General features: G+C 41.8%; 25 protein-coding genes. 19 read left to right on the top strand and 6 right to left on the bottom strand.

Annotated features, from left to right (window positions below):
* Positions 1–316: 316 nt before the first annotated feature.
* Positions 317–1,024 carry an ATP-binding cassette domain-containing protein gene (locus ACFFGT_RS19085; RefSeq protein WP_377024119.1) on the top strand — a complete coding sequence of 236 codons (708 nt, stop codon included), beginning with the start codon at positions 317–319 and terminating at the stop codon, positions 1,022–1,024.
* A 19-nt stretch (positions 1,025–1,043) separates the two neighbouring features.
* Complete coding sequence (locus ACFFGT_RS19080; RefSeq protein ID WP_377024118.1) at positions 1,044–1,610, top strand: hypothetical protein; 567 nt, start codon at positions 1,044–1,046, stop codon at positions 1,608–1,610.
* Between the two features lie 24 nt (positions 1,611–1,634).
* Here ACFFGT_RS19080 and ACFFGT_RS19075 read toward each other — a convergent pair whose 3' ends face one another.
* Positions 1,635–2,633 carry a helix-turn-helix domain-containing protein gene (locus ACFFGT_RS19075; protein WP_377024117.1) on the bottom strand — a complete coding sequence of 333 codons (999 nt, stop codon included), beginning with the start codon at positions 2,631–2,633 and terminating at the stop codon, positions 1,635–1,637.
* A gap of 257 nt (positions 2,634–2,890) precedes the next feature.
* Between ACFFGT_RS19075 and ACFFGT_RS19070 the strand changes: the two genes are divergently transcribed.
* The 9 genes from ACFFGT_RS19070 to ACFFGT_RS19030 all read left to right on the top strand — a co-directional run bounded on the left by ACFFGT_RS19070 (position 2,891) and on the right by ACFFGT_RS19030 (position 11,310).
* Positions 2,891–3,391: an outer membrane beta-barrel protein gene (locus tag ACFFGT_RS19070; protein ID WP_377024116.1), complete on the top strand. Its 501-nt coding sequence runs from the start codon at positions 2,891–2,893 to the stop codon at positions 3,389–3,391.
* 64 nt (positions 3,392–3,455) lie between these two features.
* Positions 3,456–3,938, top strand: coding sequence for a hypothetical protein (locus ACFFGT_RS19065; protein ID WP_377024115.1), 483 nt, complete (start codon positions 3,456–3,458; stop codon positions 3,936–3,938).
* A gap of 75 nt (positions 3,939–4,013) precedes the next feature.
* A complete protein-coding gene (locus tag ACFFGT_RS19060; RefSeq protein WP_377024114.1) occupies positions 4,014–4,523 on the top strand; it encodes a hypothetical protein in 510 nt (169 codons plus the stop codon).
* Between the two features lie 72 nt (positions 4,524–4,595).
* Positions 4,596–5,186 (top strand): hypothetical protein, encoded by a 591-nt coding sequence (locus tag ACFFGT_RS19055; RefSeq protein WP_377024113.1) that lies wholly within the window; start codon positions 4,596–4,598, stop codon positions 5,184–5,186.
* Between the two features lie 312 nt (positions 5,187–5,498).
* Positions 5,499–7,892, top strand: a complete 2,394-nt coding sequence (gene gldG / locus ACFFGT_RS19050) for a gliding motility-associated ABC transporter substrate-binding protein GldG (RefSeq protein WP_377024112.1) — start codon at positions 5,499–5,501, stop codon at positions 7,890–7,892.
* 33 nt (positions 7,893–7,925) lie between these two features.
* Positions 7,926–9,050: a DNA polymerase III subunit beta gene (gene dnaN / locus ACFFGT_RS19045; RefSeq protein ID WP_377024111.1), complete on the top strand. Its 1,125-nt coding sequence runs from the start codon at positions 7,926–7,928 to the stop codon at positions 9,048–9,050.
* Between the two features lie 113 nt (positions 9,051–9,163).
* On the top strand, positions 9,164–9,865 hold the full coding sequence (locus tag ACFFGT_RS19040; RefSeq protein WP_377024110.1) for a DUF4397 domain-containing protein: 702 nt from the start codon (positions 9,164–9,166) through the stop codon (positions 9,863–9,865).
* Between the two features lie 8 nt (positions 9,866–9,873).
* Entirely contained in the window at positions 9,874–10,614 is a 741-nt protein-coding gene (locus ACFFGT_RS19035; RefSeq protein WP_377024109.1) for a DUF4397 domain-containing protein, read from the top strand.
* A 45-nt stretch (positions 10,615–10,659) separates the two neighbouring features.
* Complete coding sequence (locus ACFFGT_RS19030; RefSeq protein ID WP_377024108.1) at positions 10,660–11,310, top strand: DedA family protein; 651 nt, start codon at positions 10,660–10,662, stop codon at positions 11,308–11,310.
* A gap of 24 nt (positions 11,311–11,334) precedes the next feature.
* Here the strand turns inward: ACFFGT_RS19030 and ACFFGT_RS19025 are convergent, their stop codons facing one another.
* Positions 11,335–12,012 carry a TapB family protein gene (locus tag ACFFGT_RS19025; protein WP_377024107.1) on the bottom strand — a complete coding sequence of 226 codons (678 nt, stop codon included), beginning with the start codon at positions 12,010–12,012 and terminating at the stop codon, positions 11,335–11,337.
* 99 nt (positions 12,013–12,111) lie between these two features.
* Positions 12,112–13,074, bottom strand: coding sequence for a zinc dependent phospholipase C family protein (locus ACFFGT_RS19020; protein ID WP_377024106.1), 963 nt, complete (start codon positions 13,072–13,074; stop codon positions 12,112–12,114).
* A gap of 85 nt (positions 13,075–13,159) precedes the next feature.
* Between ACFFGT_RS19020 and ACFFGT_RS19015 the strand changes: the two genes are divergently transcribed.
* Complete coding sequence (locus ACFFGT_RS19015; RefSeq protein WP_377024105.1) at positions 13,160–13,426, top strand: type II toxin-antitoxin system Phd/YefM family antitoxin; 267 nt, start codon at positions 13,160–13,162, stop codon at positions 13,424–13,426.
* 17 nt (positions 13,427–13,443) lie between these two features.
* Here the strand turns inward: ACFFGT_RS19015 and ACFFGT_RS19010 are convergent, their stop codons facing one another.
* Complete coding sequence (locus ACFFGT_RS19010; RefSeq protein ID WP_377024104.1) at positions 13,444–15,117, bottom strand: MutS-related protein; 1,674 nt, start codon at positions 15,115–15,117, stop codon at positions 13,444–13,446.
* Positions 15,118–15,221: 104 nt separating this feature from the next.
* The gene (locus tag ACFFGT_RS19005; protein ID WP_377024103.1) at positions 15,222–15,980 is read right to left on the bottom strand and encodes a class I SAM-dependent methyltransferase; all 759 of its coding nucleotides are present in this window, start codon (positions 15,978–15,980) and stop codon (positions 15,222–15,224) included.
* Positions 15,981–16,226: 246 nt separating this feature from the next.
* On the opposite strand from ACFFGT_RS19005, the gene rpsT reads away from it, so the two are divergent.
* Together rpsT and radC are read left to right on the top strand one after the other, a co-directional pair.
* Entirely contained in the window at positions 16,227–16,481 is a 255-nt protein-coding gene (rpsT, locus tag ACFFGT_RS19000) for a 30S ribosomal protein S20 (RefSeq protein ID WP_076374856.1), read from the top strand.
* A gap of 84 nt (positions 16,482–16,565) precedes the next feature.
* Entirely contained in the window at positions 16,566–17,264 is a 699-nt protein-coding gene (radC, locus tag ACFFGT_RS18995) for a RadC family protein (protein ID WP_377024102.1), read from the top strand.
* Between the two features lie 38 nt (positions 17,265–17,302).
* Here radC and ACFFGT_RS18990 read toward each other — a convergent pair whose 3' ends face one another.
* Complete coding sequence (locus tag ACFFGT_RS18990) at positions 17,303–17,749, bottom strand: DUF1572 family protein (RefSeq protein WP_377024101.1); 447 nt, start codon at positions 17,747–17,749, stop codon at positions 17,303–17,305.
* Positions 17,750–17,986: 237 nt separating this feature from the next.
* Here ACFFGT_RS18990 and pheT point away from each other — a divergent pair, with 237 nt between their 5' ends.
* The 5 genes from pheT to ACFFGT_RS18965 all read left to right on the top strand — a co-directional run bounded on the left by pheT (position 17,987) and on the right by ACFFGT_RS18965 (position 23,511).
* Entirely contained in the window at positions 17,987–20,386 is a 2,400-nt protein-coding gene (gene pheT / locus ACFFGT_RS18985) for a phenylalanine--tRNA ligase subunit beta (RefSeq protein ID WP_377024100.1), read from the top strand.
* Positions 20,387–20,487: 101 nt separating this feature from the next.
* Positions 20,488–20,778: a hypothetical protein gene (locus tag ACFFGT_RS18980; RefSeq protein WP_090529765.1), complete on the top strand. Its 291-nt coding sequence runs from the start codon at positions 20,488–20,490 to the stop codon at positions 20,776–20,778.
* Positions 20,779–20,799: 21 nt separating this feature from the next.
* On the top strand, positions 20,800–21,090 hold the full coding sequence (locus tag ACFFGT_RS18975; protein WP_090529762.1) for a cell division protein ZapA: 291 nt from the start codon (positions 20,800–20,802) through the stop codon (positions 21,088–21,090).
* A gap of 242 nt (positions 21,091–21,332) precedes the next feature.
* A complete protein-coding gene (rny, locus tag ACFFGT_RS18970; RefSeq protein ID WP_377024099.1) occupies positions 21,333–22,898 on the top strand; it encodes a ribonuclease Y in 1,566 nt (521 codons plus the stop codon).
* A 64-nt stretch (positions 22,899–22,962) separates the two neighbouring features.
* Complete coding sequence (locus tag ACFFGT_RS18965; RefSeq protein ID WP_377024098.1) at positions 22,963–23,511, top strand: Mpo1-like protein; 549 nt, start codon at positions 22,963–22,965, stop codon at positions 23,509–23,511.
* Positions 23,512–23,765: the final 254 nt, after the last annotated feature.

Raw genomic sequence — 23,765 nt, 5'->3', positions numbered from 1 at the left:
AAAACGATACTTACTTAGATAGTTTCGCTTTAGCGTCAGATCATTGGTGTTTATTCGCATAACAAAATTAGCTTAGTTATATAAAGCTAATTCTGTTACCGAATTATCTAACCTTTACAGCAATGACGTGATGGAGAATGTTTGTCCGTCCGTCTGGTTGGGTCCAACACCTGAAATAAAAGCAGACAAGCGTAGGAAGGTAAATCCTGTCGGCCACTCGTCCGTTAATCCCCGTTATCCCCTTACGGACGGACAGGCACACCAAAATCTCACTTCTCATATCCCACATCTCAAATCTAAAATCTATTTTTACCGCATGAGTATCAGTGTTGAGGCATTAACCAAGGTTTACGGTGTACAAAAGGCTGTTGATGGCATTAGTTTTACTGCCCAACCGGGTGTACTGGGCTTTTTAGGGCCTAATGGCGCGGGTAAATCAACTACCATGAAAATTCTTACCGGCTTTATTCCGCAAACATCGGGTACGGCATCGGTATGCGGGTTTGATGTGGTTAAGCAGCCCCTTGAAGTTAAACGCCGGATTGGCTATCTGCCCGAAAGTAACCCGCTTTACACTGATATGTATGTAAAGGAATCGCTGGGTTTTGTTGCCGGGATCCATAAAATTCATGAGCCTGCCAAACGTATAGCCGATATTATTGAGCAAACAGGCCTCGGCCCCGAACAGCATAAAAAAATAGGGCAGCTATCAAAAGGTTACCGCCAAAGGGTGGGACTGGCACAAGCCATGCTGCATGATCCGGAAGTGCTGATACTGGATGAGCCAACTTCCGGCCTTGATCCTAACCAGTTGATCGGGATCCGCCAGTTGATCCTTGACCTCGGTAAAACCAAAACCATTGTGCTGTCAACCCACATTATGCAGGAGGTTGAAGCCGTATGCAGCCAGGTTATTATCATTAATAAAGGCACTATAGTAGCCAACGATACCCTGCAGCAGCTCCGGAAAAATAACGGAGACAAATCGCTGGAGGAGGTGTTTATCAGCCTTACCAATAATTGAAACCTTAAAATGGTGGGATATGGGATTGTTTTATAAAGTATCGCCCAAAACATTGCTTGAAACAAGAAATAAAATTTTTGTTGAAACCGCTATCCCCGCTCTTCAAAAAAAAGGTTTTGAAAAATCTCCTTTTACCTCGTCGTGGTTTGGGCGCAATAACTTAAATGGCTTTTCGTACGCGTTGTGCCGGGTTAGCGGCCATTCGCGTATGGAGTTTATTGAAACCCACATTTCAAGGGGCGACAGGTGGATAAAGATATTCCTTAATATTTTTGAATTGCAGCCGCAGGTAACATCAGTGCAGCAATTGCGGGGCATGGATGGTTTTCAGTTTCATTTGCCGCCAAACAGTATTACCCGGATGCGTTTGAGGATAGATGATTTTAAAGGCATGCCGCTTTTTCGTACCAAAGAGCATAAATTGAGGCGGTATTACTCCAAATGGGGTTTTAACAAAAGGGTGGCACAACTAAACAGGCTTATTGCCAATGATTTAAATAATATAGATCATTTTGTGAGCAGATGGTATGAGCTTCATAAACCCTTGCTAACCGATTGGAATGGCAACAGGATTGATAAAAAATAAATATAATCCCATTCCTGCCTTTTTTCAATTGATGCTCCTGATACGCTCGTGGATCTTCTCCCTCAGCTTATTAAAAAAGATGCTTCGCTCTTTGGCTCCAACCAAACTAATATGGGTTGATTTGCTGATAATGTTTTGCAGGTTTTTATAAGTATAGTCGCAAAAGCTTTGGTCTTGCGTACCCATAAAATTTAAGCCATTATGGTTAAGATAGGCAATTTGTCGCCCGTCACCCTGTACAAAAATGGAGTTATCGCCAAGAAGGCATTCATTAATGTAGATATGATAAGGCTGGTTATTAGGCATGGCCTGCTGGTTATAGATAAATTTACGGCCAGCTTCTGCCTGCATCTCCAGATGATTTAATAATTCCTCTAACTGGTTATATACCTTCAGCAACATCCCGGTATTAATAAATACGTTGGTATGCCTGTAAAATTCAATTTGCCTTATGGTAACGTGGATGCTCTCTTCGGTCCATATTTCGGTTGATGAGATGTCGGTGTACAGCCTGATCACATCGTTTGCAATTTGAAGGAGCTCCTCATCGCTCTCGGGCCCGGTAAATTGTTGCTTGGCCAGTTCGGGGTAGCCTATAAGTGTGCGTTTCCAAAAAAAGAATTTAAAAGCGCTTAACTCCGGGAACTGCATAAAGTGAAACAGGGGTACATCTTTATTAAAGAAAAAGATCTGGGCATTTTTCAGTGTTTTAAATAGCCGCAGGTTGTTGGCCACATCCAGTAAGTATTCATTAAACCTGAAGTTTATGCTATCAACCCTGTTACCTGAAAAAAGCACTGTATTGTTTTTGGTGTGGAGCAGCTGATCAATAGAAACCTGGAACTTATTGCACAGTACACGGGTTTCGTCAAGACTTATAGGTTTTTCGCCCCTTATGCGCCGGTAAGCGCTATCGTTACTGATGTTCAATATTTCAGCTATTTCGTCAACAAAGGAAAGATGACTGGCGAGCTTTGATTTAATGTGGTTAAAAAATGATTGCTGGGCGCTGTTATTATCCATAACCTTAGGGGGGTGTTACGTGAAATTTTTAGCAATTATCAATAATCAGCCTGCTGTTTTTAGTAAAAAATGCAAAAGCCGACCCTAACCTGCAATAAATGTAGTGAAAAATGCAATTGTTTGCAAATGATTGTTTTACAGTTAATTAATTGTTACGTAATGTTCCCTCCGGTACCGATTTATCCATTTTAAGGCGGGGTATAATGGTTGTAGTTTTATTCAACAATCAATCATTATTAACCTTAAATCAAAATGTTATGAAAAAGTTATTCCTGCCATTATTGCTCGTTTGTACAGCATTAAGCAGTTTTGCGCAATCATCAAACGGCCCTGGCAAATTCAGTATTGGTGCCGAAGCAGCCCTCCCTACAGGCGATGCTCACGAGCTTTTTAATTATGGCATAGGCGGCTCACTTAAGTACGAGTACCCTGTTTCAAAAACGGTTTTCGTTACGCTATCTGCAGGCTATGAATCGTTACATGTTAAAAGCGAATTTCAGGAACCCGATAGTAAATCGTCATTTGGTTTTATCCCTGTAAAAGCAGGTATTAAGCCCTACCTGGATGGCGGCTTCTTTTTTGAAGGACAGTTGGGCACCGTGTTTTCAACCGAAAAAGACGGCGGTAACTCCTTCCTTTACTCGCCGGGTTTGGGTTATACTTTTAACGGAGGTTTTGAAGTTGCCGTGCGTTATGAAGCGTGGTCAAACAACGGAACAATTGGGCAGGTAGGCGCACGCCTCGCTTATCGGTTTTGATAAATAAAAATAAAGGCCTTAGCGGGCCTTTATTTATTTCACAGTATTACTAATAGCGATCATCATGAAAAATATAGTAATAATTTTTGCAGCATTTGCCGGTTGGGTACTCTTAAGCAGCTGTAGTAAGCAGATCTATTCGCATGAAGAGGTTATGTCAAGTTATCATACCAAAAATGACGTGATAAAGCAGTTTGGGCAACCTGATGAAATTATGGTTGTAAACGATACTACCCAATGGCTTTACAATTGCAGCGATCCCTCGGTTTTTAACGATACTAAAACCAAAGTGAAGATCAATGGCGTGTATAATGCGGGCAGTGGTTTTAATACCGTCCCGGTAAGCGTAAAGCAGTTTTCGCAACATAACAAGTATGTGAAATTTGCATTTAACACAAATGGAGATATTTTAAACTGGAATTCATCGGGAGTTAATTTTGCCGAAAGAAAGGCCAAACCATTAGCAACAATAGGAATAGTAGTGGGAGCAATAGTTGTTGTTATCAGCACAATCGGGCTTATTGCATTGGCTAACTGGCATATGTAGGAACCTTAAATCGGGTTAGTTAAACTGTGTTACCCTTTGCATCAGTTTAAGCTTATATTGTATTTTCGACCCGTTATGAAAAAACTGATATTGCTGCTGCTTATCCTCCCTGCTTTTAAAACCTATGCCCAGGACGGGCCGAAACCTTCAACCACTTTTAGTGGTGGTGTTGAATTTGGCATCCCATCGCGCGGTTTATATAATGTAGGGGTTGGCGCTTCGCTTAAACTGGAGCAGCCCATTGTAAGCCCGGTGAGCCTTACGCTTACAGCAGGGTTTAGCAGCTTTTTTCGTAAAAACTCGCCATTAAATGAGGGGCACTCCGGTGGCGATATTTTTGTACCGCTAAAAGCCGGAGTAAGGTATAACGTTAGTTCAGGCTTGTTTTTGGAGGCCGAAGCAGGCAGCATTATCGAACTTAATTACGATAAGCGTAAGTTATTTGCCTTTTCAATCGGCCCGGCTATTATGATCCCTACAAGTACTGATAACCGTAACTTTGAACTGGGTTTGAGGTACGAAAGCTGGTCGGCCCATACTTTGCAGCAAACGGCCATCAGGTTTGCGTATAGGTTTGGCAGATAGTTTTTATTTTTTGTAGCAATGTATTATTTATAAGCGTATAGTTGTTGTAACACAACTTATTACCTTTATATCATGATCAAACCTATTCACTTTTTATTAACCGTTTTATTTATTGCGTTTTCATTTATAGCTCAAGGCCAAAGAGGCAATCAAACATCGCTGAGCGTTGGTACCGAACTTGATGTGCCGCTTAACATAGGCAGTTACCAATACAGCGGGAACGATATTACTTATAAGGGTGGTTTCGGCGTTAATTTAAAGTTGGAGACACCCATTACCCAAGCACTTCATTTTACAGCCGGTGCCGGGTATATTTATTTTGAATCGAACCGGTATTACCTGTATAGTGTTGAATATTCGTCAAGTCAGGTCTATCCCAAATTACATCCCGGACCTTATGTATACCTGCCGGTAGTTGCCGGCTTAAAATACTATTGGGCAAAATATTTTTACGTAAGCGCCGAAACAGGCTGTGCTTTTAAAACAAATAATAAATCATATAACTCGTTCATCTACTCGGGTGGGGCGGGGGCAGTTGTACCGATTGGCCCGCATCACGGTCTTGATTTTGGTGTACGCTTTGAACGCGGCTACAAAAATATCGACTATAATCACCCTATTGATCAGTTAGGCTTAAACGTAGCTTATAAGTACAGGTTTTAAAGGAGGCGGTTGGCTGATAGTGGCCGCAGGTGGTTGTTCCCGGAACGGACGCTATCATCTTTAATCATCGCTCCGCAAGTTCAGGCGTCCTTCGTTTGAACTATATTTTAGCAGGAGCGTCCACGCTCCCGTTTTAAAAGTAAGCATGGACGGTAACCTGAGTTTGGGTCCAAGCGGAAGGCGCTTAAACCAGCGAAAGAAACCATCAATAAATAAATCCGAAATAGAAATTCCGAAATCCGATATCAAACTGCTTCTTTGCTTTGGCGCAATATTGTTGTAATTTCGGCGCCTGACACTATATAATATAACGTGCTAAGCATCCTTAAAAAAGAAATAATATCTTATCTCAGTTCGCTGGTGGCTTACGTTACCATCGGTGTGTTTTTGCTGGTGCTGGGCCTGTTTTTATGGGTATTTCCTGATTCAAGCATCCTTGAGTATGGTTATGCCGGGCTCGAAAGCCTGTTTAGCACTGCCCCGTACCTGTTCATGTTCCTGATCCCGGCCATCACCATGCGTTCCCTTGCCGAAGAGCGTAAGGAAGGCACCTTTGAGCTGCTGTTCACCCGCCCGTTGAAAGATTGGGAAATAGTGCTGGGTAAATACTTCGCCTGTTTATCAATAGTGCTTTTTGCTTTACTGCCTACATTGGTTTATTATTATTCGGTAAGTTCATTGGGTATGCCACCGGGAAATATTGATACCGGGGCTGTTATAGGCTCATACATCGGTTTGTTTTTATTAGGCGGTGTTTTTGTGGGGATAGGCATGTTTGCTTCTTCGGTTACCAAAAACCAGATCATTGCCTTTACCATTGCTGTTTTCCTGTGCTTCTTTTTTTACAGCGGGTTTGATTCATTAAGTCAGCTGTTATCCCTGCAGGACCTTGGCTTGCAAAATTTAGGTATCACACAGCACTATGAATCCGTAAGCCGTGGTGTACTGGATACCCGCGATTTGATTTACTTTTTAGTAGCAGGAGGCCTTTTTATCTGGCTTACATTATTTGTTTTAGGCCGGCAAAGGCAAAAACGCTTATCCAATGGTATGGTTGGATTATTATGTGTGTTTTTTTCGCTTGGAAGCTCGGCTTATTTTTCTTTTACCCGCTTTGATTTTACTGCTGAAAAGCGTTTTACCATATCTCCTGTAAGCAGGAAGATCATGCACAGGCTATCAGAACCTGTAAAAGTTGTAGTTTACTTACAGGGCGATAATCTGCCGGGCGGTTTTAAACGCCTGCAAAACGCTACCCGCGATATGCTGAGCGACCTTCAGGCCTACAGTCGTGGAAAAATCCGGTTCGAATTTCGCGACCCGTTGAAAGGTTTAAGTAATGATCAGCAAAACGAGGTGATCCAGAACATGGCCGCCGAAGGTGTTGAGCCAACCAACCTGAGTGTTAAAACGGATAATGGGGTAACGCAAAAGCTCATCTTTCCCTCGGCGCTGGTATCAGCAAATGGGAAGGATATCCCCGTAAAATTATTATTGAGCAGGATCGGCCTCTCGCCCGATGAAGTGCTGAATAACTCTATCCAAAACCTGGAATATGCGTTTACATCGGCTATAAAAAAGGCAGATGACGGGGGCAGGCCGCAAATCGGTTTTACTGAAGGGCACCATGAGCTAACCGACCTGCAACTGAACGATGCCATGAAAACCCTTGCCGATGGTTTCCAGGTAGGCCGGGTAGATTTAAATGCTATCTCCACCGCCGATCTGCAAAAGATCAAATTGCTGGTTATAGCCAAGCCCGATCAGAAGTTTTCAGAAATAGAGAAATTCAAGCTCGACCAGTATATCATGCACGGAGGCCGGGTACTATGGACGATAGACCAGGTAAGTGCCGAGTTGGACAGCCTTCGCGGGCATGACGGCGAACAGTTGGCCTTCCCCAAGCAGCTTAATTTAGATGATCAACTTTTCCGTTACGGCATCCGCATTAATTATGACCTGATAGCCGATATGAACTGCTCACAGATCCCCATCAGTACAGGCAATGTTGGCGGGCAGGCGCAAATCCAGATGCTGCCATGGTTGTATTACCCGGTATTTATACCCCTGAGCAAACATCCTGTAGTAAAAAACCTTGATGGCATCAGCAGTGAGTTTGCCAGCAGTATTGATATCCTTGATACCAAAAACGTAACCAAAACGGTACTGCTAACTTCATCGCCCTATAATAAAAAGCTTACTGCACCGCACATGTTATCATTGCAGGCTTTGGAGCAGGAACCAAACCCCAAAGAATTTCAAAGTACACCTAAAATAACCGGTGTATTACTGGAGGGCCAGTTTGTAAGCGACTGGCAAAACCGCCCGCTGCCCGAAGGCATTAAGGAGCAGGTTACCCTAAAGCAGCAGAGCGAGCCCACCAAAATGATAGTGATTAGCGATGGCGATATTTTGAAGAACCAGGTAGGCAGCGATGGCTCACCGTACCCCCTGGGTTACGATCATTATACCCATCAAACGTACGGCAACAAAAATCTGCTGCTTAACATAGCCGACTACATGACCGACGACTCGGGGCTTATAGCCTTGCGTACCAAGGAGATCAGGATCCGCCTGCTGGACAGGGCGCGCATCCGCAGTGAAAAAATGTACTGGCAACTGGTAAATACCATTGTTCCGCTGGTATTAGTGTTAATATGTGCTATTTTTCAACATTATTTACGCAGGCAAAAGTATGCCCGTTAAATTTTCTATTTTTGATAGATTAATTACAACCATATGAGATTTATTGTTTCTACATCAACATTACTCAAACAACTGCAAGCGGTAAGTGGTGCGTTAAGCAGCAGTACTGTGCTGCCGATACTGGAAAACTTTTTGTTCGAGATAAAGGATGGGAACTTGACCATTTCTGCTACCGACCTGCAAACCAGCATGACTACCTCCCTACCGGTTGAGGCTAAAGAGAACGGAAGGATTGCTATCCCGTCGCGTATATTGTTAGAGACCCTGAAATCATTACCTGAACAGCCTGTTGCTTTTTCGGTTGATGATAAAACCTTCGCTATTGAAATTAATGCCGGCGATGGTAAATACAAGCTAAGTGGTGAAAACGGTGAGGATTTCCCGAAGATCCCGGTTGTTGAAAACGCTTCATCAGTGAACCTGCCTGCTTCAGTTTTGGCCGAAGCTATCAACAAAACCATTTTTGCGGTAAGTAATGACGAGCTTCGCCCGGCTATGACAGGTGTTTATTGCCAGCTGAGCACATCGCACCTTACTTTTGTTGCTACCGATGCACACAAACTGGTTCGTTACCGTCGTAAAGATGCAAAGGCTGCAAGCACTACATCGTTCATTTTACCTAAAAAAGCTTTAACCCTGCTTAAATCATCATTACCGAGTGATGATGTGAATGTATCGGTTGAATATAATTCAACCAGCGCGTTCTTCAAGTTTGGCAATATTAACCTGGTATGTCGTTTAATTGACGAACGCTACCCTGATTACGAGGCGGTTATCCCTCAAAGTAATCCTAATAAATTAAATATCGACAGGCTTACTTTCCTGGGTTCGTTAAACCGTGTAGCTATCTACGCTAACAAAACCACCCACCAGGTAAGGCTTAAAATAAATGGCAGCGAGTTAAATATCTCATCAGAGGATATCGACTTTGCTAACGAGGCCCACGAGCGTTTAAGCTGCCAGTACGAGGGTGAAGACATGGAAATTGGCTTCAACGCAAGATTTTTAATAGAAATGTTGAAGAATTTAAGTTGCGAAGAAGTATCTTTGGAAATGTCAACTCCAAACCGTGCCGGCTTATTGCTGCCACAAGGCGGAGATGAGAATGAAGATGTGCTGATGCTGGTTATGCCGGTGATGCTCAATAGTTATGCTTAAGTGTAAACTTAAATTATAAATCCAAAACTAAGTCCGGTATCATAAACCGGACTTTTTTTGTTCAACACCCGATACCAAAAATTACAGTAAGCAGTTATAGCTTATAATTGTATATGAATATAAAGGTTAAAGTTTTATTGATAATAGCCACGGCGGCAGGTTGCTTTGCATCATGCAAAAAAAATAACGATAAGCCCGATGCGGTGGATTCATCAACATCAGCGTTAAACGTTGTTAATGCTACCTTTAATAATGTTAATATTTACGTTAATGGTACAAGGGTAAACAATACCACAACTTTTTATCCGGGAGGTACGCTTGGCTACATCTTGATAAAAGCCGGAACACAAAATTATTCGGTTAAGTTAGATGGCCCCAATAATCCTAATCCGCTGTTTAGTTTGCCGCTGACATTAAGTAAGGATTCGATATATTCATTTTATATAGCTGGTAATACAGCCGACCAGGTATTTAAAACCACCGACGTATTAGCTGCTGACACCGGTAAAACCCCTATGGCTAAGATCAGGTTTGTAAATGCTTCGTCAGATGCAGGTAACCTAAGTGTGCGTTTTGAAGGAATAACTAATAAACTGGCTGTAGATACCGAACAAGTAAAAAACATCGGTTTTAAAACCACCTCGGCTTTTAAATTAGTAGCCCCCGGCGTGCATAATATGGCGCTGTATTCAACCGGGTTGCCAACAACTATTGTCAGAGATACCGTACTGTTAACCGGCGGTAAAATATATACCTATTATGGTTATGGTAATAAAAGTACCGGGTTGGCTACCGGCGTGTTCACTAATCAATAATTATATTAATGGCTAATAAAAATAAAAGCAAAGTACTGGTTTCGTTTTTTGTAGCTGTGATATGCGGCCTTTTTATATGTGCCGTTTCGTCATGCGGCAAGGGGGGTAATGCATCGTCGGTAGGCCTTAATACCCAATTTCAGATCGTTAATTTAAGTCCTGATATTCAGCCTGTATATCTTTATCAGCATTTTATCAGGTATAGCACAACTACATTCACCTATCCAAACAGTTCAGGATATTTTTACCTTTCAACACTTGAGTCGCCACTGCAATTACGTACGGCAACCGCGGCGCCTGTAATTTTGCTTCAGTTTGATACCACCCTTAAGGCCAACAGGAAATATACCATGTTTATAACCGGCTTCAGGAAGGATAGTACATTTGCCAATTCATTTATACTATCGGATAGTACCGGCTTGCCAACCATAGGGAAAGGAAAAGTAAGGTTTGTGCATACTTCTCCAAGTTCGCCAGCACTTGATCTGCGGGCTAACGATACGCTTGTTGTAAGCGGTACGGCTTTTAATAAGGTATCTAAATATTATGAGCTTACTGCCGGTAATTATAACTTTACTATCAGGGCCACCCGAACGCCTACCAAAATAGAAACTACCCTGCAAAATATAACTATACAAGATGGCCGCGCTTATACCATTTATACCAAAGGTATTGTCGGGGCTTCCGACTCTTTGGCTTTTGGTGCAGGTGTATTAACTAATAATCTGCTTAGTAAGACACTTCAATAGCTGCTTTTTGTTTAATATTTATATTTTTGGGCAAAATTTAAGCCTGTGGAAATAATAAAAAGCATTATCGACTTTATACTGCATATTGACAAGCACCTGGTGCAAATTACCAGCGCTTACCAGGGATGGACCTACCTGATCCTTTTCCTGATCATATTTGCCGAAACAGGTTTTGTAATAACCCCATTTTTACCCGGCGATTCACTGCTGTTTGCAGCCGGTGCTTTAATAGCGGGCGGCAGCTCGGGTTTGGATATCTGGTTGCTGGGCATTATATTAATTGCCGCTGCCTTTATCGGTAACACAGTGAACTATCTTTTGGGCAACTATTTAGGCCCCAAAGTTTTTAAAGAAGAAAATAAGATCCTCAAGCTGGATTACTACCTTAAAACCAAAGCTTTTTTTGATAAGCACGGGGGTAAGGCAGTAATCTTTAGCCGTTTTATGCCTATTATACGCACTATTGCGCCTTTTGTGGCAGGCGTTGGCCGGATGCCTTTTTTACGGTATAGTCTTTATAATATCATAGGTGGCGCATCATGGATCATTGTGTTCCTTTTTGCGGGTTACAAATTAGGCCAGGTGCCGGTGATAGCTAAAAACTTTTCGCTGGTAGGTGTGATCATTATCCTGATCTCGATATTACCGCCAATTTTTGCTGCTATAAAAAGCCGTACTGCCAAGAATCCGGCTTAGTCATAAAATTATCCCTTGATGCTGTTAGTTGATGGCATCAAGGGTCATTGTACCCATCAGTTTTTCACCTTTATAGGTTTCGGATTTAACAAAGCGGCCAAGTTTAGGAGCGTACCATTCGGTTACATGAAAGTTAAACGGGATGCCTATGCCCATCATTTTCATTTTGGTAGTAGCATCATAAGTTATCTTAAAGCAGTCGAAACTGCCGGCATTGGTACTTACGGTTTCGGTTTGTTCAACTTTACGGTTTTTGATATCCATTTGCAGGTTGGCCATCTGGGCGCCATTGTTACCCATATCAATAGTTACAGAGCCATCATCTAAAGTTTGCCCGGCTTTCATATCAGTAGGGTAGGTAAGGTATTTGGCTTCGCCGCTTACCTGCATATTGCCTTTCATATTTGATGCCGGTACAAACGATTTCATATCCACCTTAATGGTATTGCCTGTGCAGATCATCTCAGAATCGCCGCTGCCTATGGCTTTGCCGTTCTTGTCGTTTATTTCGGCATGTATGGCAACCGTTGTCGCATCTTTTTTAGTAGTAACATAAACTGCGGTCATCTGCTTGTTACCTTTGGCATCCTGGCTTATGTAAGTAAGTTTTTTACCGTTAACATTGTTTACAAACTGACTGCAGTTTTGGGCGATACCAGCTTTACAGAAAAGCACCAGCAACAGGATCATTATTTTTTTCATGGCGTAATAGTTTAATGTGGATGATTTACGCTAAGTTGAGAGAAAAGCAAAGAGGAAACAATGTTGCCACTACCCGTTTTGGCTTCGGGTTTTACGTTATTAGTGGTTAATTACCAGTGCTTTGCCTGATCGATACATAGCTTCTTCCTGTTGAAGTTCAGTCTTTTGATCAACGGTTAAAGGCTGTGCAATAAGCTTGTTCAGATCCGGCTGCCCGGCATCAACCCAGGCCGAATACCAGAAACTCCCCACAGAAAGGATGGATGCCCGCATTTGCCTTGCCACCATCCCCTTCAGCATTTTGTGATAAGCCTGGCTATAGGCGGCTGAGTAATCGTTGACCTGCTTTTTGCCATGCTGCACCAGCTCATACTTTTTATCCTGCGGATAGGTTTTGTTCAGGATGCGCTCGAAATGTAAAACAGTATCCACGCTTTTGTAAGTAGCCCTGCAAATACGGAAAGCCTCGTTAAGCGGGTTTTCGACATAGCGGGCTTTGCCGGCGTAGCAATTATAATGATCGGCAAATAACTCCGGCAAACGGCTTTCCCAAAGTGCGTGGATGCCGGTTTGGCCGGTAAGCTGGCCGTTATAGTTTTGGGTGAGGTGCAGGGGGACGTGTGCATCGGCAATATAATGCCCTAAATAGGCAGATGCATTAAGGATAGTTGTTGTATCATGTGCTTTGAAAGCCCGCACCAGCCTGTAATACTGGTATTGAATAGCCCAGGGAACGGTGCCATATTTAATGATGGTATCTTTTGAGTATTTGGCAATTGCGGCATTCCACTTTTTAGGCATAGCCTCAAAAGACTTTTTACCATAGCGGTCGGCGTCAAAGAAATGGCGGGGCGCTTCTGACGAGTCAACGTAGCGGCGTTTGTCGGCGCTCACGGCATGTTCGGTTATATAATCGATATTGGCCCTGTAAAAACCTGCCATGGCCTTAGGTAGCGTGAAAACGGCCAGCCGGTTAATGCGGTAATGCGCAAAGAATCCCCATGATGAGCATAGCATAATTAAACAGGCACCTGTTATGCTTAAAATTATCCGGCGGTTCATGGGAGTAAAGATGAGTTTAAGTTTTGAAGGTTAGAATAATAAGTTCGAAGTTTTTGTATATTGATATCTTAATTAGTATCCCAATATGAAAGTGCTAAAAATTTTTTCTTTGCGAAGTAAAATGAAATTCTACTTTGATATGGTAAGTAACAGCCATGAGGTTATTATGGTGTCAAAAGATGGTAATGAAGATAATGGGGTTGTAATTATTTCAATTCAAGAATATAACTCGTTGACTGAAACAGATCATCTACTATCCAGTAATGCCAACAATAAGCGACTCTCGGAATCTATAAATCAATTTCGTTTGGGAAAGACAATTCAATATGACTTTAGTGCTAAAAACGATTGATGAGTAATAACAATACTTTACAAATTATACTTCTCCCTCAACTGGCTGCTCACTTTATTAGCTTCATCAATAATACTCTCCGGGAAACCGACGCCTTTTAAAACAGCGATGCCATTCCGGTTTTTGAGCAGCCCTTCTTTAATTTTATAATCAAACACCAGGCGGTCATCACCAATCACTTCCTCAAAAGAAAAAACTTTATAATCGCTGCCCAGTAATTCGGCCAGTTCAAGGTCATGGGTTGAAACAAACACGAAACTTTGATTTTGGATAAAATAGCTTAATACTGCTTTTGCTGCGGCTATCCTTTCAATGGTGTTTGTTCCCCTGAAAATTTCATCAATGATCACCAGGCTGTTTACCGGTTTGCTGGCTATGGTTTGTGTCACTATATTTTTAACCGCCAATGCCTCGGCCTGAAAATAGCTTTTGTTATCGCCAAGGTCGTCCGTCATATCAATACTGGTAAATATTTTAAGCGGAGGGGCCTGGTATACCGTAGCGAAACTTGTATTAATAGTTTGCGACAATAAGGCATTGATGGCAATAGCCCTGATGAAAGTAGTTTTGCCCGACATGTTGGAGCCCGTTACCAAAACACCCTGTGCATTATCGATAGAGATAGAGTTTGATACACAGTTTTCAATAAGCGGGTGGTAAAGGTCTTTAATAACAATATTGGTATTGCCGGTTGTAAGCTGCGGCCTGCAATAATGGGTTGCACCGTCGCGTACCGATTGGATGGAAATAGCCACATCAACCTCGGCTACAGCTTCGTAAACAACTTTAATATCATCCAGGTATTTGTTCACTTTGCTGATGGATTTGATAAATACCATCGGCTCAATAAGCAGGAACATTTTTAACCATTCGGTAACCAGGTAGTAAATATCGGTAGGGTCAATAGCCGCTTTATTTTGCAGGGTGATGTAATTTAACGACTTTTTTAACTTGCCTAAATTCAGCATGCTGTTTCGCGTGCTTTCGTCGTCCCTGAGCAGGTTATGGTTTTTAAGCCAGTTTGAAACCCGGTGTAAAACCAACAATTGCGGTAAGGAATGCGTGTAATTCAGCATCTGTGTTTTATTGCTGTAGTGAATAACCACATTAGCTATCATTAAAACCAGTAATAATATTAACATAAACTGATTAGGAACTATAAAAAGACTGATAGCTACCCCAATGATCAAAAACGGCGCTATGCTGATATAAAAATTACCGATAGCAGGAAAAACGGAATAATGAGGTTTTTTAAAAAGCTCCGGTAAATAGTAAGCGTCATTGCTGCCTAACTCGGATAGTTTAAGTTCGGTTGCTTCTCTCAGTTCCTTGTCAACTGTAGCCAGACTGATCCGTTGCTCAAGCGTTTCAAAATAGCCTTCCGAAATTTGCGGCGAATGCAGTTGCTTGTATAAATATTGCTGGCCGGGTTTGGAGTTGGTACGGTCGATATATTCAAATACGCTGTCAATGTCCAGATCGGTAGCAGTATCAGCGGAGATTTCGCTTGCTCCGCCGTAGGCTGTTAAATAACTGCTGATCGGTTTAAAATTTCTGCCTGTAATTATGGGTTTACCCCAGCGTTCTTTTATCTGGGCAAACTTCTTTTTTTGCTGGGCTTTGCTTTTTAAATGGCTTATTAAAATAAATATAAAAGGCAACAGTATTACAATGATGATCCAGTATAGCATGTTTAAAAGTATTATTAATAAGCTGTTGTTTTGCTTAATTAGATAATACTTGCGTGCAATTGTTTCATCGGCACAAAATAACTAATGGTATGACTGTCTGTCTTTTACAGTTTACCCGAATAAACTTTGGTATCGTAATTAATTACGATAAGCCCATCCTGCTGAAATTTATCAAAAAGCGCTTGTAAATCATTGATCATTGGCTCGTACCTATCATCATCCCGAGTGGGCATATATGAAGATGACAGCAGTCTGCCTTTTAATCCTTCAAAATCAAATACCTGCTTATTGGCAAATATTTTGAGGTGAACAGGTTCCGGGTTGAAGAAGGCGGCGATATGTTCGGTATCGATATTGCGGTGATCGACCTTTACATAATCGTTGCCATGTTTGATGATAAGTTCGTCATACTCCTGCTCAAAGACCGATGTTGTTTTTCTTTCATTCCAGATCAGGGCAACAATACCATCCGGTTTCAGGATCCTTTTAAATTCGGCACGGGTTTTTACAGCATCAAACCAATGAAAGGCTTGTCCGGCTATAATGGCGCTAATACTGTTGCTTTCAATGCCGGTATCTTCGGCAGTACCATCCTGGGGGATAAAACCGTTATACGAGTCGAGCAGCTCAATAGCTTTTTCGCGCATTTCCAAATTAGGTTCAACAGCAATTACGCGGTAACCTTTTTTCAGGAACAAGGCGGTTGAGATCCCTGTACCGGCACCAATATCAACAATAAGTTTATCTTGTGTTAAGCCGTAAGTATCATGTAAAAACTTAACAATTTCGGCGGGGTAGCCTGGGCGGTATTTTACATAATCTTCAACCCGGTTGCTGAACCTGGTAGTGCTGTTGGTAACCATAATGCGATAGTTTTAATTAATTAGTAACGCTGCAAAAATCATTGTGTTGTATGAACACTTTGTGAATGCCAGGTTAACAGGTTATTAAATCGGCAGATCTGCAAGCCCCGGGGCTGCAGGTAATCCTGCACATTATCAATTCAATTGCATGAAAATATAAATCAAAAAACCACTTGCATATTAAATTTAATCACCCTATATTTGCAGTCCTTAAAATAAGTAGAAAAGAATAACAAGCTATACGAGATGGCAAATCATAAATCATCATTAAAAAGAATCAGGTCAAACGCTGCGAAGCGTCTGCGCAACAGGTACCAGGCTAAAACAACCAGGAACGCTATTAAGAAATTAAGAAACACTACTACCAAGGCTGATGCTTCTGCATTGTTGGGTAAAGTGATCTCAATGCTTGATCGTTTAGCTAAAAAGAACGTTATTCACAAAAACAAAGCTTCGAACAATAAATCAAAGCTTACTAAATTTGTTAACGGCTTAAGCTAATCTTAGCTTTAAAAATATACCAAAGGGGATAGTGTACAAGCGCTATCCCTTTTTTTGTTTGGCGCTTTTTCATACTTTAATGCCGTGGAAAACTACGAAAGCAAGATCAGTATTAAATCATGGGCCGAAGAAGACCGCCCCCGCGAAAAACTAAGCGGGCAGGGCCGTCGTGCCTTGACCGATGCCGAGTTGATCGCCATCCTTATAGGCTCGGGCAGTCGTACCGAAACTGCGGTAGAGTTGAGCAAGCGCATCCTGCACCATTACGATAACGACCTGAACAAGCTTGGTAAGGCTTCCATAACCGAACTGTCCAAATTTAAAGGGATAGGGGAGGCCAAGGCTATATCTATTATTGCGGCGCTTGAGATAGGTCGCCGCCGCAACGAATCTGAAGCCGGCGCAATTGAAGTGATCACTTCAAGCAGGGATGGCTACAATATTATGCGCCGCCACCTGATGGATTTGAACCACGAAGAGTTTTGGATTATACTGCTGGGGCGCTCCAATAAAGTATTAGGGAAAGAACTGATCAGCAAAGGGGGCCTATCGGCTACGGTATGCGATCCCAAGATCATTTTTTATTCGGCCCTGCAATACCAGGCCAGCGGATTGATCCTGGTGCATAACCACCCATCCGGCAACCTGAAACCCAGTAACGAAGATCTCCAACTTACCAAAAAGATAAGCGCTGCAGGCAGGATGCTTGATATGGGCGTGTTTGACCATTTGATCATTACCGATGGCGGCTATTTAAGTTTGGCCGATGAGGGGATGATGTAGATGTGCGAATGTGCAGATTTCAGATGCGCAGATTATAGTTAATTATCCAACAACCGACGATGGTAGTTTATCTGCCCCAAATGGTAGCCTAAGTGCATGGCCAAATGAACAAAAAAGTATTCGGTAGATGCCTCTTTTAAAAATATCTCGGCCGGATATTTTTCTTTCAACTGTTCTTCTGAGATCATATCGAAGGTTTTTCCGATCATGATCATCGTTTTTTCTATTTTATCAACCAGTTCCGCGCGCGGTACATCTTTCAGCGCAAATTCATCTGCGCGGTTTCTAACGTAGCCGGTTTTGCCAAATTCTGCACCAATATAGGTATTCAGATTACCAACCAAATGCAAACAAAGATTACCGGCAGAATTTGAAATACTCTTTTCCACATACCAGAGCTTTGCTTCGTTTTGGTAAGCTTGTATCTCCTGCTTTAATTTTTCAAGGTCGCGGATGATCAGTGTTTTCAGCGTATCTTTTATCATAATCAGAAATGACCGGTTGCGGTTTTTAATGAGAAAATCTTTCGGTTTAATGATGCAATGTAACTTATTTTATAATTGACTGCTGAAATTTTCAATTTAAGTGTTTAGCTGTTTTATTCTATATAGTGCCTGTTAGAAAGATAGTTTAAGCATCATGCAATAATCATCTGAAATCTGCACATCTACCAACCCCACATCCGAAATCTTTATATCTTTGCCGATTATCATTTCGGAATAATGAAAATATCTTATAACTGGCTTAAAGAATTTATTGATACTGATAAAACGCCCCAGGAAATTTCCATCATCCTTACCGGTACCGGTTTGGAGGTTGAAAGCCTGGAAAAGGTACAGGCTGTTCCCGGCGGACTGGAAGGCCTGGTGATTGGCTACGTAAAGGAATGTGCTGACCATGCCAATTCTGATCACCTTCATGTTACCAAAGTTGATGTAGGCGGAGCGGAAGACCTGCAGATTGTTTGCGGCGCTGCTAACGTAGCTGCCGGGCAAAAAGTAGTGGTTGCGATGGTTGGCAGCACGGTTTATCCAACCAGCGGCGAGCCTTTTGCTATCAAAAAATCAAAGATCAGGGGTGAGGAATCGCACGGGATGATCTGTGCCGAAGATGAGATAGGTTTAGGTACCAGTCATGCCGGTATTATGGTATTGCCGGAGGACGCTCCCATAGGTACTCCTGCTAAAGAATACTTCAAGCTGAACGACGATTACATGTACGAGATTGGCTTAACCCCTAACCGTGCCGATGCGGCTTCGCATTTGGGTACAGCAAGGGATATAGCCGCTTTCCTGAAAATAGGCATTAACAAGCCCGATGTAAGTGCTTTTAAAGTTGATAATACCAGTCGCACTATACCGGTTATTGTTGAGAACGAACAAGCTTCGCCGCGTTACTCTGGAGTAACCATTAGTGGGGTTGAGGTTAAGGAATCGCCAAAATGGTTGAAAGAGCGCCTTGCTGTTATCGGCATCCGTTCTATCAATAACATTGTTGATGTTACCAACTATGTACTGCATGAGCTTGGGCAGCCATTACATGCTTTTGACGCTGATGAAATAACCGGCGGTAAAGTATTGGTGAAAAACTATGCCGATGGCACGGTATTTAAAACACTTGACGATGTTGACAGGAAACTATCTGCCGATGATCTGATGATTGGTAATACCAAAGAGCCGATGTGTATAGCAGGCGTATTTGGCGGTGCAAAATCAGGTGTTAAGGAATCAACTAAAAATATTTTCCTGGAGAGTGCTTATTTCAATCCGGTATCTGTTCGTAAAACTTCAAAAAGGCATGGCTTAAAAACCGATGCTTCGTTCAGGTTTGAACGTGGTACCGATCCGGATATGACCGTTTTTGCCTTGAAGCGTGCTGCTTTGTTAATTCAGCAGGTTGCAGGTGGTGAGGTATCGTCACAAATTTCCGACCATTACCCTGCACCGGTTGCGCCGTTCGCTGTAGAGATCACTTATAATACCATCGATAAACTGATCGGTAAAAAGATCGGCAATGATGAAATTAAAGGTATCATTACGGCGCTTGATATTAAGATAGCGAATGAAACTGCGGATTCGCTGTCGTTACAAGTGCCGCCATACCGCGTGGATGTTACCCGCGATGTGGATGTGGTTGAAGAGATCCTGAGGATCTATGGTTATAACAACATCGAGATCCCTACACAGATCAGGGCATCGCTTAATAATTCCATCCGTCCGGAAAAGGATACTGTGCAAAATCAGCTGTCGGATTTGCTGAGCGCGAATGGCTTTAATGAGATCCTGGCTAATTCGCTTACCAAATCTGCTTATTCAGATAACCTGGATACTGCCGTAAAGATCCTGAACCCTTTAAGCAGCGATCTGGACATCATGCGTCAAACGCTATTATATTCTGGTTTGGAAGCTATAGCTTATAACCAGAACCGCCGTAGTGCCGATTTGAAATTTTATGAGTTCGGCAAGGTGTATAGCCTTAACGATGATAAGTATATCGAAACACAGCGTTTCAGTATTTTCATTACCGGTGCAAATACAGGCGAACAATGGAACCAGAAAGCAAAGCCGGTATCGTTCTATAATATCAAGGCTGTGGTCGACGGTATTTTACAGCGCCTGAACATCAGCAACTTTACAGTTGAGGATGCTACCTGCAAAAAAATGTCGTTTGGCATTCAATACATGTTAAACGGTAAGCAATTGGTAAAATTTGGTTCGGTAGCAGCAGCCTCGCTGAAAAAGGTGGATGTTGATAAAGAGGTGTTTTATGCCGATTTCAATTTCGACCTGGTATTGGCGGCTATCCGTAAAAATAAGATCGTTTACCAGGAGGTATCAAAATTCCCGGCTGTAAGGCGTGATCTTTCCATGCTGATTGATCAGAGCGTATCATTTGGCCAGTTGAAACAGATTGCACAGCGTACCGAGCGCAAATTGCTGAAGGAAGTTGATGTGTTTGATGTTTACCAGGGCGATAAGCTGCCTGCCGGTAAAAAGTCATACGCGTTAAGCTTTATCATCCAGGATATTGAAAAAACGTTAACGGATAAGGCAATTGATTCTATTATGCAGAAATTAATTTATAATTTAGGAAAAGAAGCCGGAGCGGAGATCAGGAAATAGATATTGAACGGTTGATTGAGTGAGTGGTTGATTAGGTTGTATTCTGATTGGCCTTAATGAAATAAAACTCAATCAACTTAATCAACCAATTAACCAAAAACATGGCCTCATTAGCAGAGCAGTTAAATAAAATTGTAGATAAAACCGAGCGCCTGATTGAACTGTGCGCTGCTTTGCAGGAAGAAAATGACCTTTTAAAACTGGAGAGCGAGGCGCTTACAGTAGCCCTTAATGCCAGTAAGGCCAAGACAAAAGAACTGGAAGAAAAATTGAAAGTTGTTAAAGTTGCCAAGTCTTTTTCAGAAACAAATGAAAAAAGTGTTGACATTAAGCAAAAAATTAACGACTTTGTGCAAGAAATAGATAAGTGTATTGTATTATTGAAAAAATAGTACAAAAAGTGAAAAGCTCAAATGGGAGAAATCTCAATAAAAATAAATATTGCTGACCGTGTTTACCCCTTAAAGGTTAACATGGAGGAAGAAGAAATAATACGCAGGGCGGCAAAGCTAATCAACGACCGGATAAAGGAATATCAGGAAAATTATGCGGTTAGGGATAAGCAGGATTTGCTTTCGATGTGTGTGTTGCATTACGCCACCTCATCGTTAAAGGCAGAAAAAAAGGTTACCGTAGAAGATACGGAGGTAACTGAAAAGGTTTATCATTTAGATCATTTGTTGACAGAATTTTTTTCGAAGTAATAATCGTTCTTTATATAATATACATACAGAGCACATTAAGATTTAACCGCAGTTAAATTTTAGGTTTCACTATTAAAAACTTAACGCTTCAATATTAAGCGGATCAAGAGGCATGCGTTAGTTACGATTAACGTTAACCAACCCATGGTCCCCAATATCCGAAATGAGGTTTTAAATACATGATACTTAAGAATTAGTTGCGGTTTTTTTATTTACATATATACAACACCACCAAACCTAAAATGGACATATTACTATACGTTATCATCGGCCTGCTTGTAGGCGCCATTGTAGGCGTCATGATAGGCCGCTTCCTGCTCCGAAAATTGTTTAAAGACCAGGAGGCCTCAGCTCAAAATAAAGTGAAAAAGATTTTAAAGGACGCTGAAAATAATGCTGATATCCTGAAGAAAAACAAGCTGCTTGAAGCCAAAGAGAAGTTTTTGCAAATGAAAGCTGAGCATGAGCAGGAAGTGAACAATAAAAACAATGCTATAAACCAGCGCGAAAACACGATCAAGCAAAAAGAGCAGTCGCTTAACCAGCGTATGGAAAACGTTAACCGCAAGGAGAGCGAACTGGATAATACCCGCAAAAATCTTGAAAAGCAAACCGAAGTAGTGGTTAAAAAGCAAGAGGAGGTTGAAATCCTGAAAAATCAACATGTACAACAGTTGGAAACCATAGCCGGTTTATCTGCTGATGAGGCCAAAACCCAGTTGGTTGATACCTTACGCGAAGAGGCCCGTACAAAAGCAATGATCCAGATTAAGGATATTGTTGACGAGGCTAAGCTTACCGCTACTAAAGAGGCAAAGAAAATAGTTATTCAAACCATACAGCGTACTGCTACCGAAAGTGCCATTGAAAATACGGTATCAATCTTCAATATCGAAAATGATGAGATCAAAGGTCGTATCATCGGTCGTGAAGGACGTAATATCCGTGCTTTGGAAGCTGCTACCGGTATTGAGATCATTGTTGATGATACCCCTGAGGCTATCATTCTTTCGGGTTTTGACCCGGTAAGGCGCGAGATTGCCCGTTTGGCTATGCACCGTTTGGTAACCGACGGTCGGATCCACCCGGCGCGTATCGAAGAGGTTGTTGCCAAAACCAAAAAGCAGATTGAAGAAGAAATTGTTGAAATTGGTGAGCGTACTGTAATTGACCTTGGTATTCATGGCTTACACCCCGAGTTGATCCGTATGGTTGGCCGGATGCGTTACCGTTCATCATACGGTCAAAACCTGTTGCAGCACTCCCGCGAGGTTGCCAACTTCTGCGCTACCATGGCTGCCGAACTTGGTTTAAATGTTAAAATGGCTAAACGTGCCGGCTTACTGCACGATATTGGTAAAGTACCTGATGATAACCCGGAACTGCCACACGCTATTTTGGGTATGCAGCTGGCCGAAAAATATAAAGAGCACCCTGAAGTTTGCAATGCTATAGGCGCCCACCACGATGAAATTGAGATGACTTCAATGCTATCACCGATAATCCAGGCTTGCGATGCTATATCAGGTGCCCGTCCGGGTGCCCGCCGTGAGGTTGTTGAAAGCTACATCAAACGTTTAAAAGAACTGGAAGAACTGGCATTGTCATATCCGGGTGTAGAAAAAACCTTTGCGATACAGGCCGGCCGTGAACTGCGTGTTGTTGTTGAAAGTGAAAAGATCAGCGATGCGCAATCAGAAGTATTGGCTGCTGATATCTCAAACCGGATCCAGACAGAAATGACCTATCCTGGCCAAATTAAAGTTACCGTTATCAGGGAAACCCGTTCGGTAGCCTTTGCCAAGTAATCATTATAAAATTAAACAAAACCCTTTCGGCATAAAAACTGAAAGGGTTTTTTATTTTTACAGCGTGACCGCAAAAACATCAAATAATAAACAGAAAGCAGTAGTTAAAACTACTGCAAGTACCGGTGAGCGCCCTGTTGATCGTTATTTCAGGGAGTATGAAGAAGCCCACCAGGAAAAGGTTAACCAGGTTATACATTATATATGTATCCCAACTTTGGCGTTTAGTGTATTTGGACTGATCTGGTCAATCCCGTTTCCGCACCTGGCGTTTTTGGGTGTTTATAACGGGTATTTTAATTGGGCCTCGTTTGTAATAGCTATTGCTATTTACTTTTATTTAAAGCTCTCGCCAATTATATCTTACTTTATCTTATTTATTTTGTTGGGGTTTAGTTATGGTATAATGGAGCTTGTATCATGGCAGCAGGCAGGGGGCCCTGCCATGTGGTTATTATGCATTTCTGTATTTATCCCTTCGCTAAGTGCATTGCTGATAGGGAATATCCGTGAGCCGCAATACGCAACAAAAGGGCTCAATATCAAATCATTAATTATTGCACCTGCATACCTGTTAAATCAATTGCTTAATAAACTGAGAATCAAAAATTGATTTAAGCCAATAATGTATTAAGCCTTTGTTAAAGCGCTAATTATTATTAGCTATATATGCCTTATAAAGGCAACACTTTTTTAGCTATAAAGCTCATGGCTGTGTAATTTATATTGCACATGTGATAAATAAAAAATTAACATTATGATACGTTGATTTTTTGTATGATATTGATAGTCAATGATTTTTAATCTATGTTTGGATCGCTTGTGTTAAGTAAAAAAGAAAACATTAAGCAGTTGTTAATATAATAA

It is taken from the genome of Mucilaginibacter angelicae, assembly GCF_042434235.1.
GTDB classification, from domain to species: domain Bacteria; phylum Bacteroidota; class Bacteroidia; order Sphingobacteriales; family Sphingobacteriaceae; genus Mucilaginibacter; species Mucilaginibacter angelicae.
The sequence above is the reverse complement of the archived record's forward strand: the minus strand, read 5'-3'. Positions and strand labels throughout refer to the sequence as shown.

Excerpts from the sequence above, each read along its gene's own strand:
- ACFFGT_RS19070 (WP_377024116.1), top strand. The coding sequence starts at position 2,891 with ATGAAAAAGTTATTCCTGCCATTATTGCTCGTTTGTACAGCATTAAGC.
- ACFFGT_RS19055 (WP_377024113.1), top strand. The coding sequence starts at position 4,596 with ATGATCAAACCTATTCACTTTTTATTAACCGTTTTATTTATTGCGTTT.
- ACFFGT_RS19020 (WP_377024106.1), bottom strand. The coding sequence starts at position 13,074 with ATGAACCGCCGGATAATTTTAAGCATAACAGGTGCCTGTTTAATTATG.
- ACFFGT_RS19010 (WP_377024104.1), bottom strand. The coding sequence starts at position 15,117 with ATGCTATACTGGATCATCATTGTAATACTGTTGCCTTTTATATTTATT.
- ACFFGT_RS19065 (WP_377024115.1), top strand. The coding sequence starts at position 3,456 with ATGAAAAATATAGTAATAATTTTTGCAGCATTTGCCGGTTGGGTACTC.
- ACFFGT_RS19080 (WP_377024118.1), top strand. The coding sequence starts at position 1,044 with ATGGGATTGTTTTATAAAGTATCGCCCAAAACATTGCTTGAAACAAGA.
- ACFFGT_RS19085 (WP_377024119.1), top strand. The coding sequence starts at position 317 with ATGAGTATCAGTGTTGAGGCATTAACCAAGGTTTACGGTGTACAAAAG.
- ACFFGT_RS19015 (WP_377024105.1), top strand. The coding sequence starts at position 13,160 with ATGAAAGTGCTAAAAATTTTTTCTTTGCGAAGTAAAATGAAATTCTAC.
- ACFFGT_RS18975 (WP_090529762.1), top strand. The coding sequence starts at position 20,800 with ATGGGAGAAATCTCAATAAAAATAAATATTGCTGACCGTGTTTACCCC.
- rpsT (WP_076374856.1), top strand. The coding sequence starts at position 16,227 with ATGGCAAATCATAAATCATCATTAAAAAGAATCAGGTCAAACGCTGCG.
- pheT (WP_377024100.1), top strand. The coding sequence starts at position 17,987 with ATGAAAATATCTTATAACTGGCTTAAAGAATTTATTGATACTGATAAA.
- ACFFGT_RS19060 (WP_377024114.1), top strand. The coding sequence starts at position 4,014 with ATGAAAAAACTGATATTGCTGCTGCTTATCCTCCCTGCTTTTAAAACC.
- ACFFGT_RS19075 (WP_377024117.1), bottom strand. The coding sequence starts at position 2,633 with ATGGATAATAACAGCGCCCAGCAATCATTTTTTAACCACATTAAATCA.
- ACFFGT_RS19025 (WP_377024107.1), bottom strand. The coding sequence starts at position 12,012 with ATGAAAAAAATAATGATCCTGTTGCTGGTGCTTTTCTGTAAAGCTGGT.
- ACFFGT_RS19035 (WP_377024109.1), top strand. The coding sequence starts at position 9,874 with ATGGCTAATAAAAATAAAAGCAAAGTACTGGTTTCGTTTTTTGTAGCT.
- dnaN (WP_377024111.1), top strand. The coding sequence starts at position 7,926 with ATGAGATTTATTGTTTCTACATCAACATTACTCAAACAACTGCAAGCG.
- ACFFGT_RS19040 (WP_377024110.1), top strand. The coding sequence starts at position 9,164 with ATGAATATAAAGGTTAAAGTTTTATTGATAATAGCCACGGCGGCAGGT.
- ACFFGT_RS19005 (WP_377024103.1), bottom strand. The coding sequence starts at position 15,980 with ATGGTTACCAACAGCACTACCAGGTTCAGCAACCGGGTTGAAGATTAT.
- rny (WP_377024099.1), top strand. The coding sequence starts at position 21,333 with ATGGACATATTACTATACGTTATCATCGGCCTGCTTGTAGGCGCCATT.
- ACFFGT_RS18980 (WP_090529765.1), top strand. The coding sequence starts at position 20,488 with ATGGCCTCATTAGCAGAGCAGTTAAATAAAATTGTAGATAAAACCGAG.
- ACFFGT_RS18990 (WP_377024101.1), bottom strand. The coding sequence starts at position 17,749 with ATGATAAAAGATACGCTGAAAACACTGATCATCCGCGACCTTGAAAAA.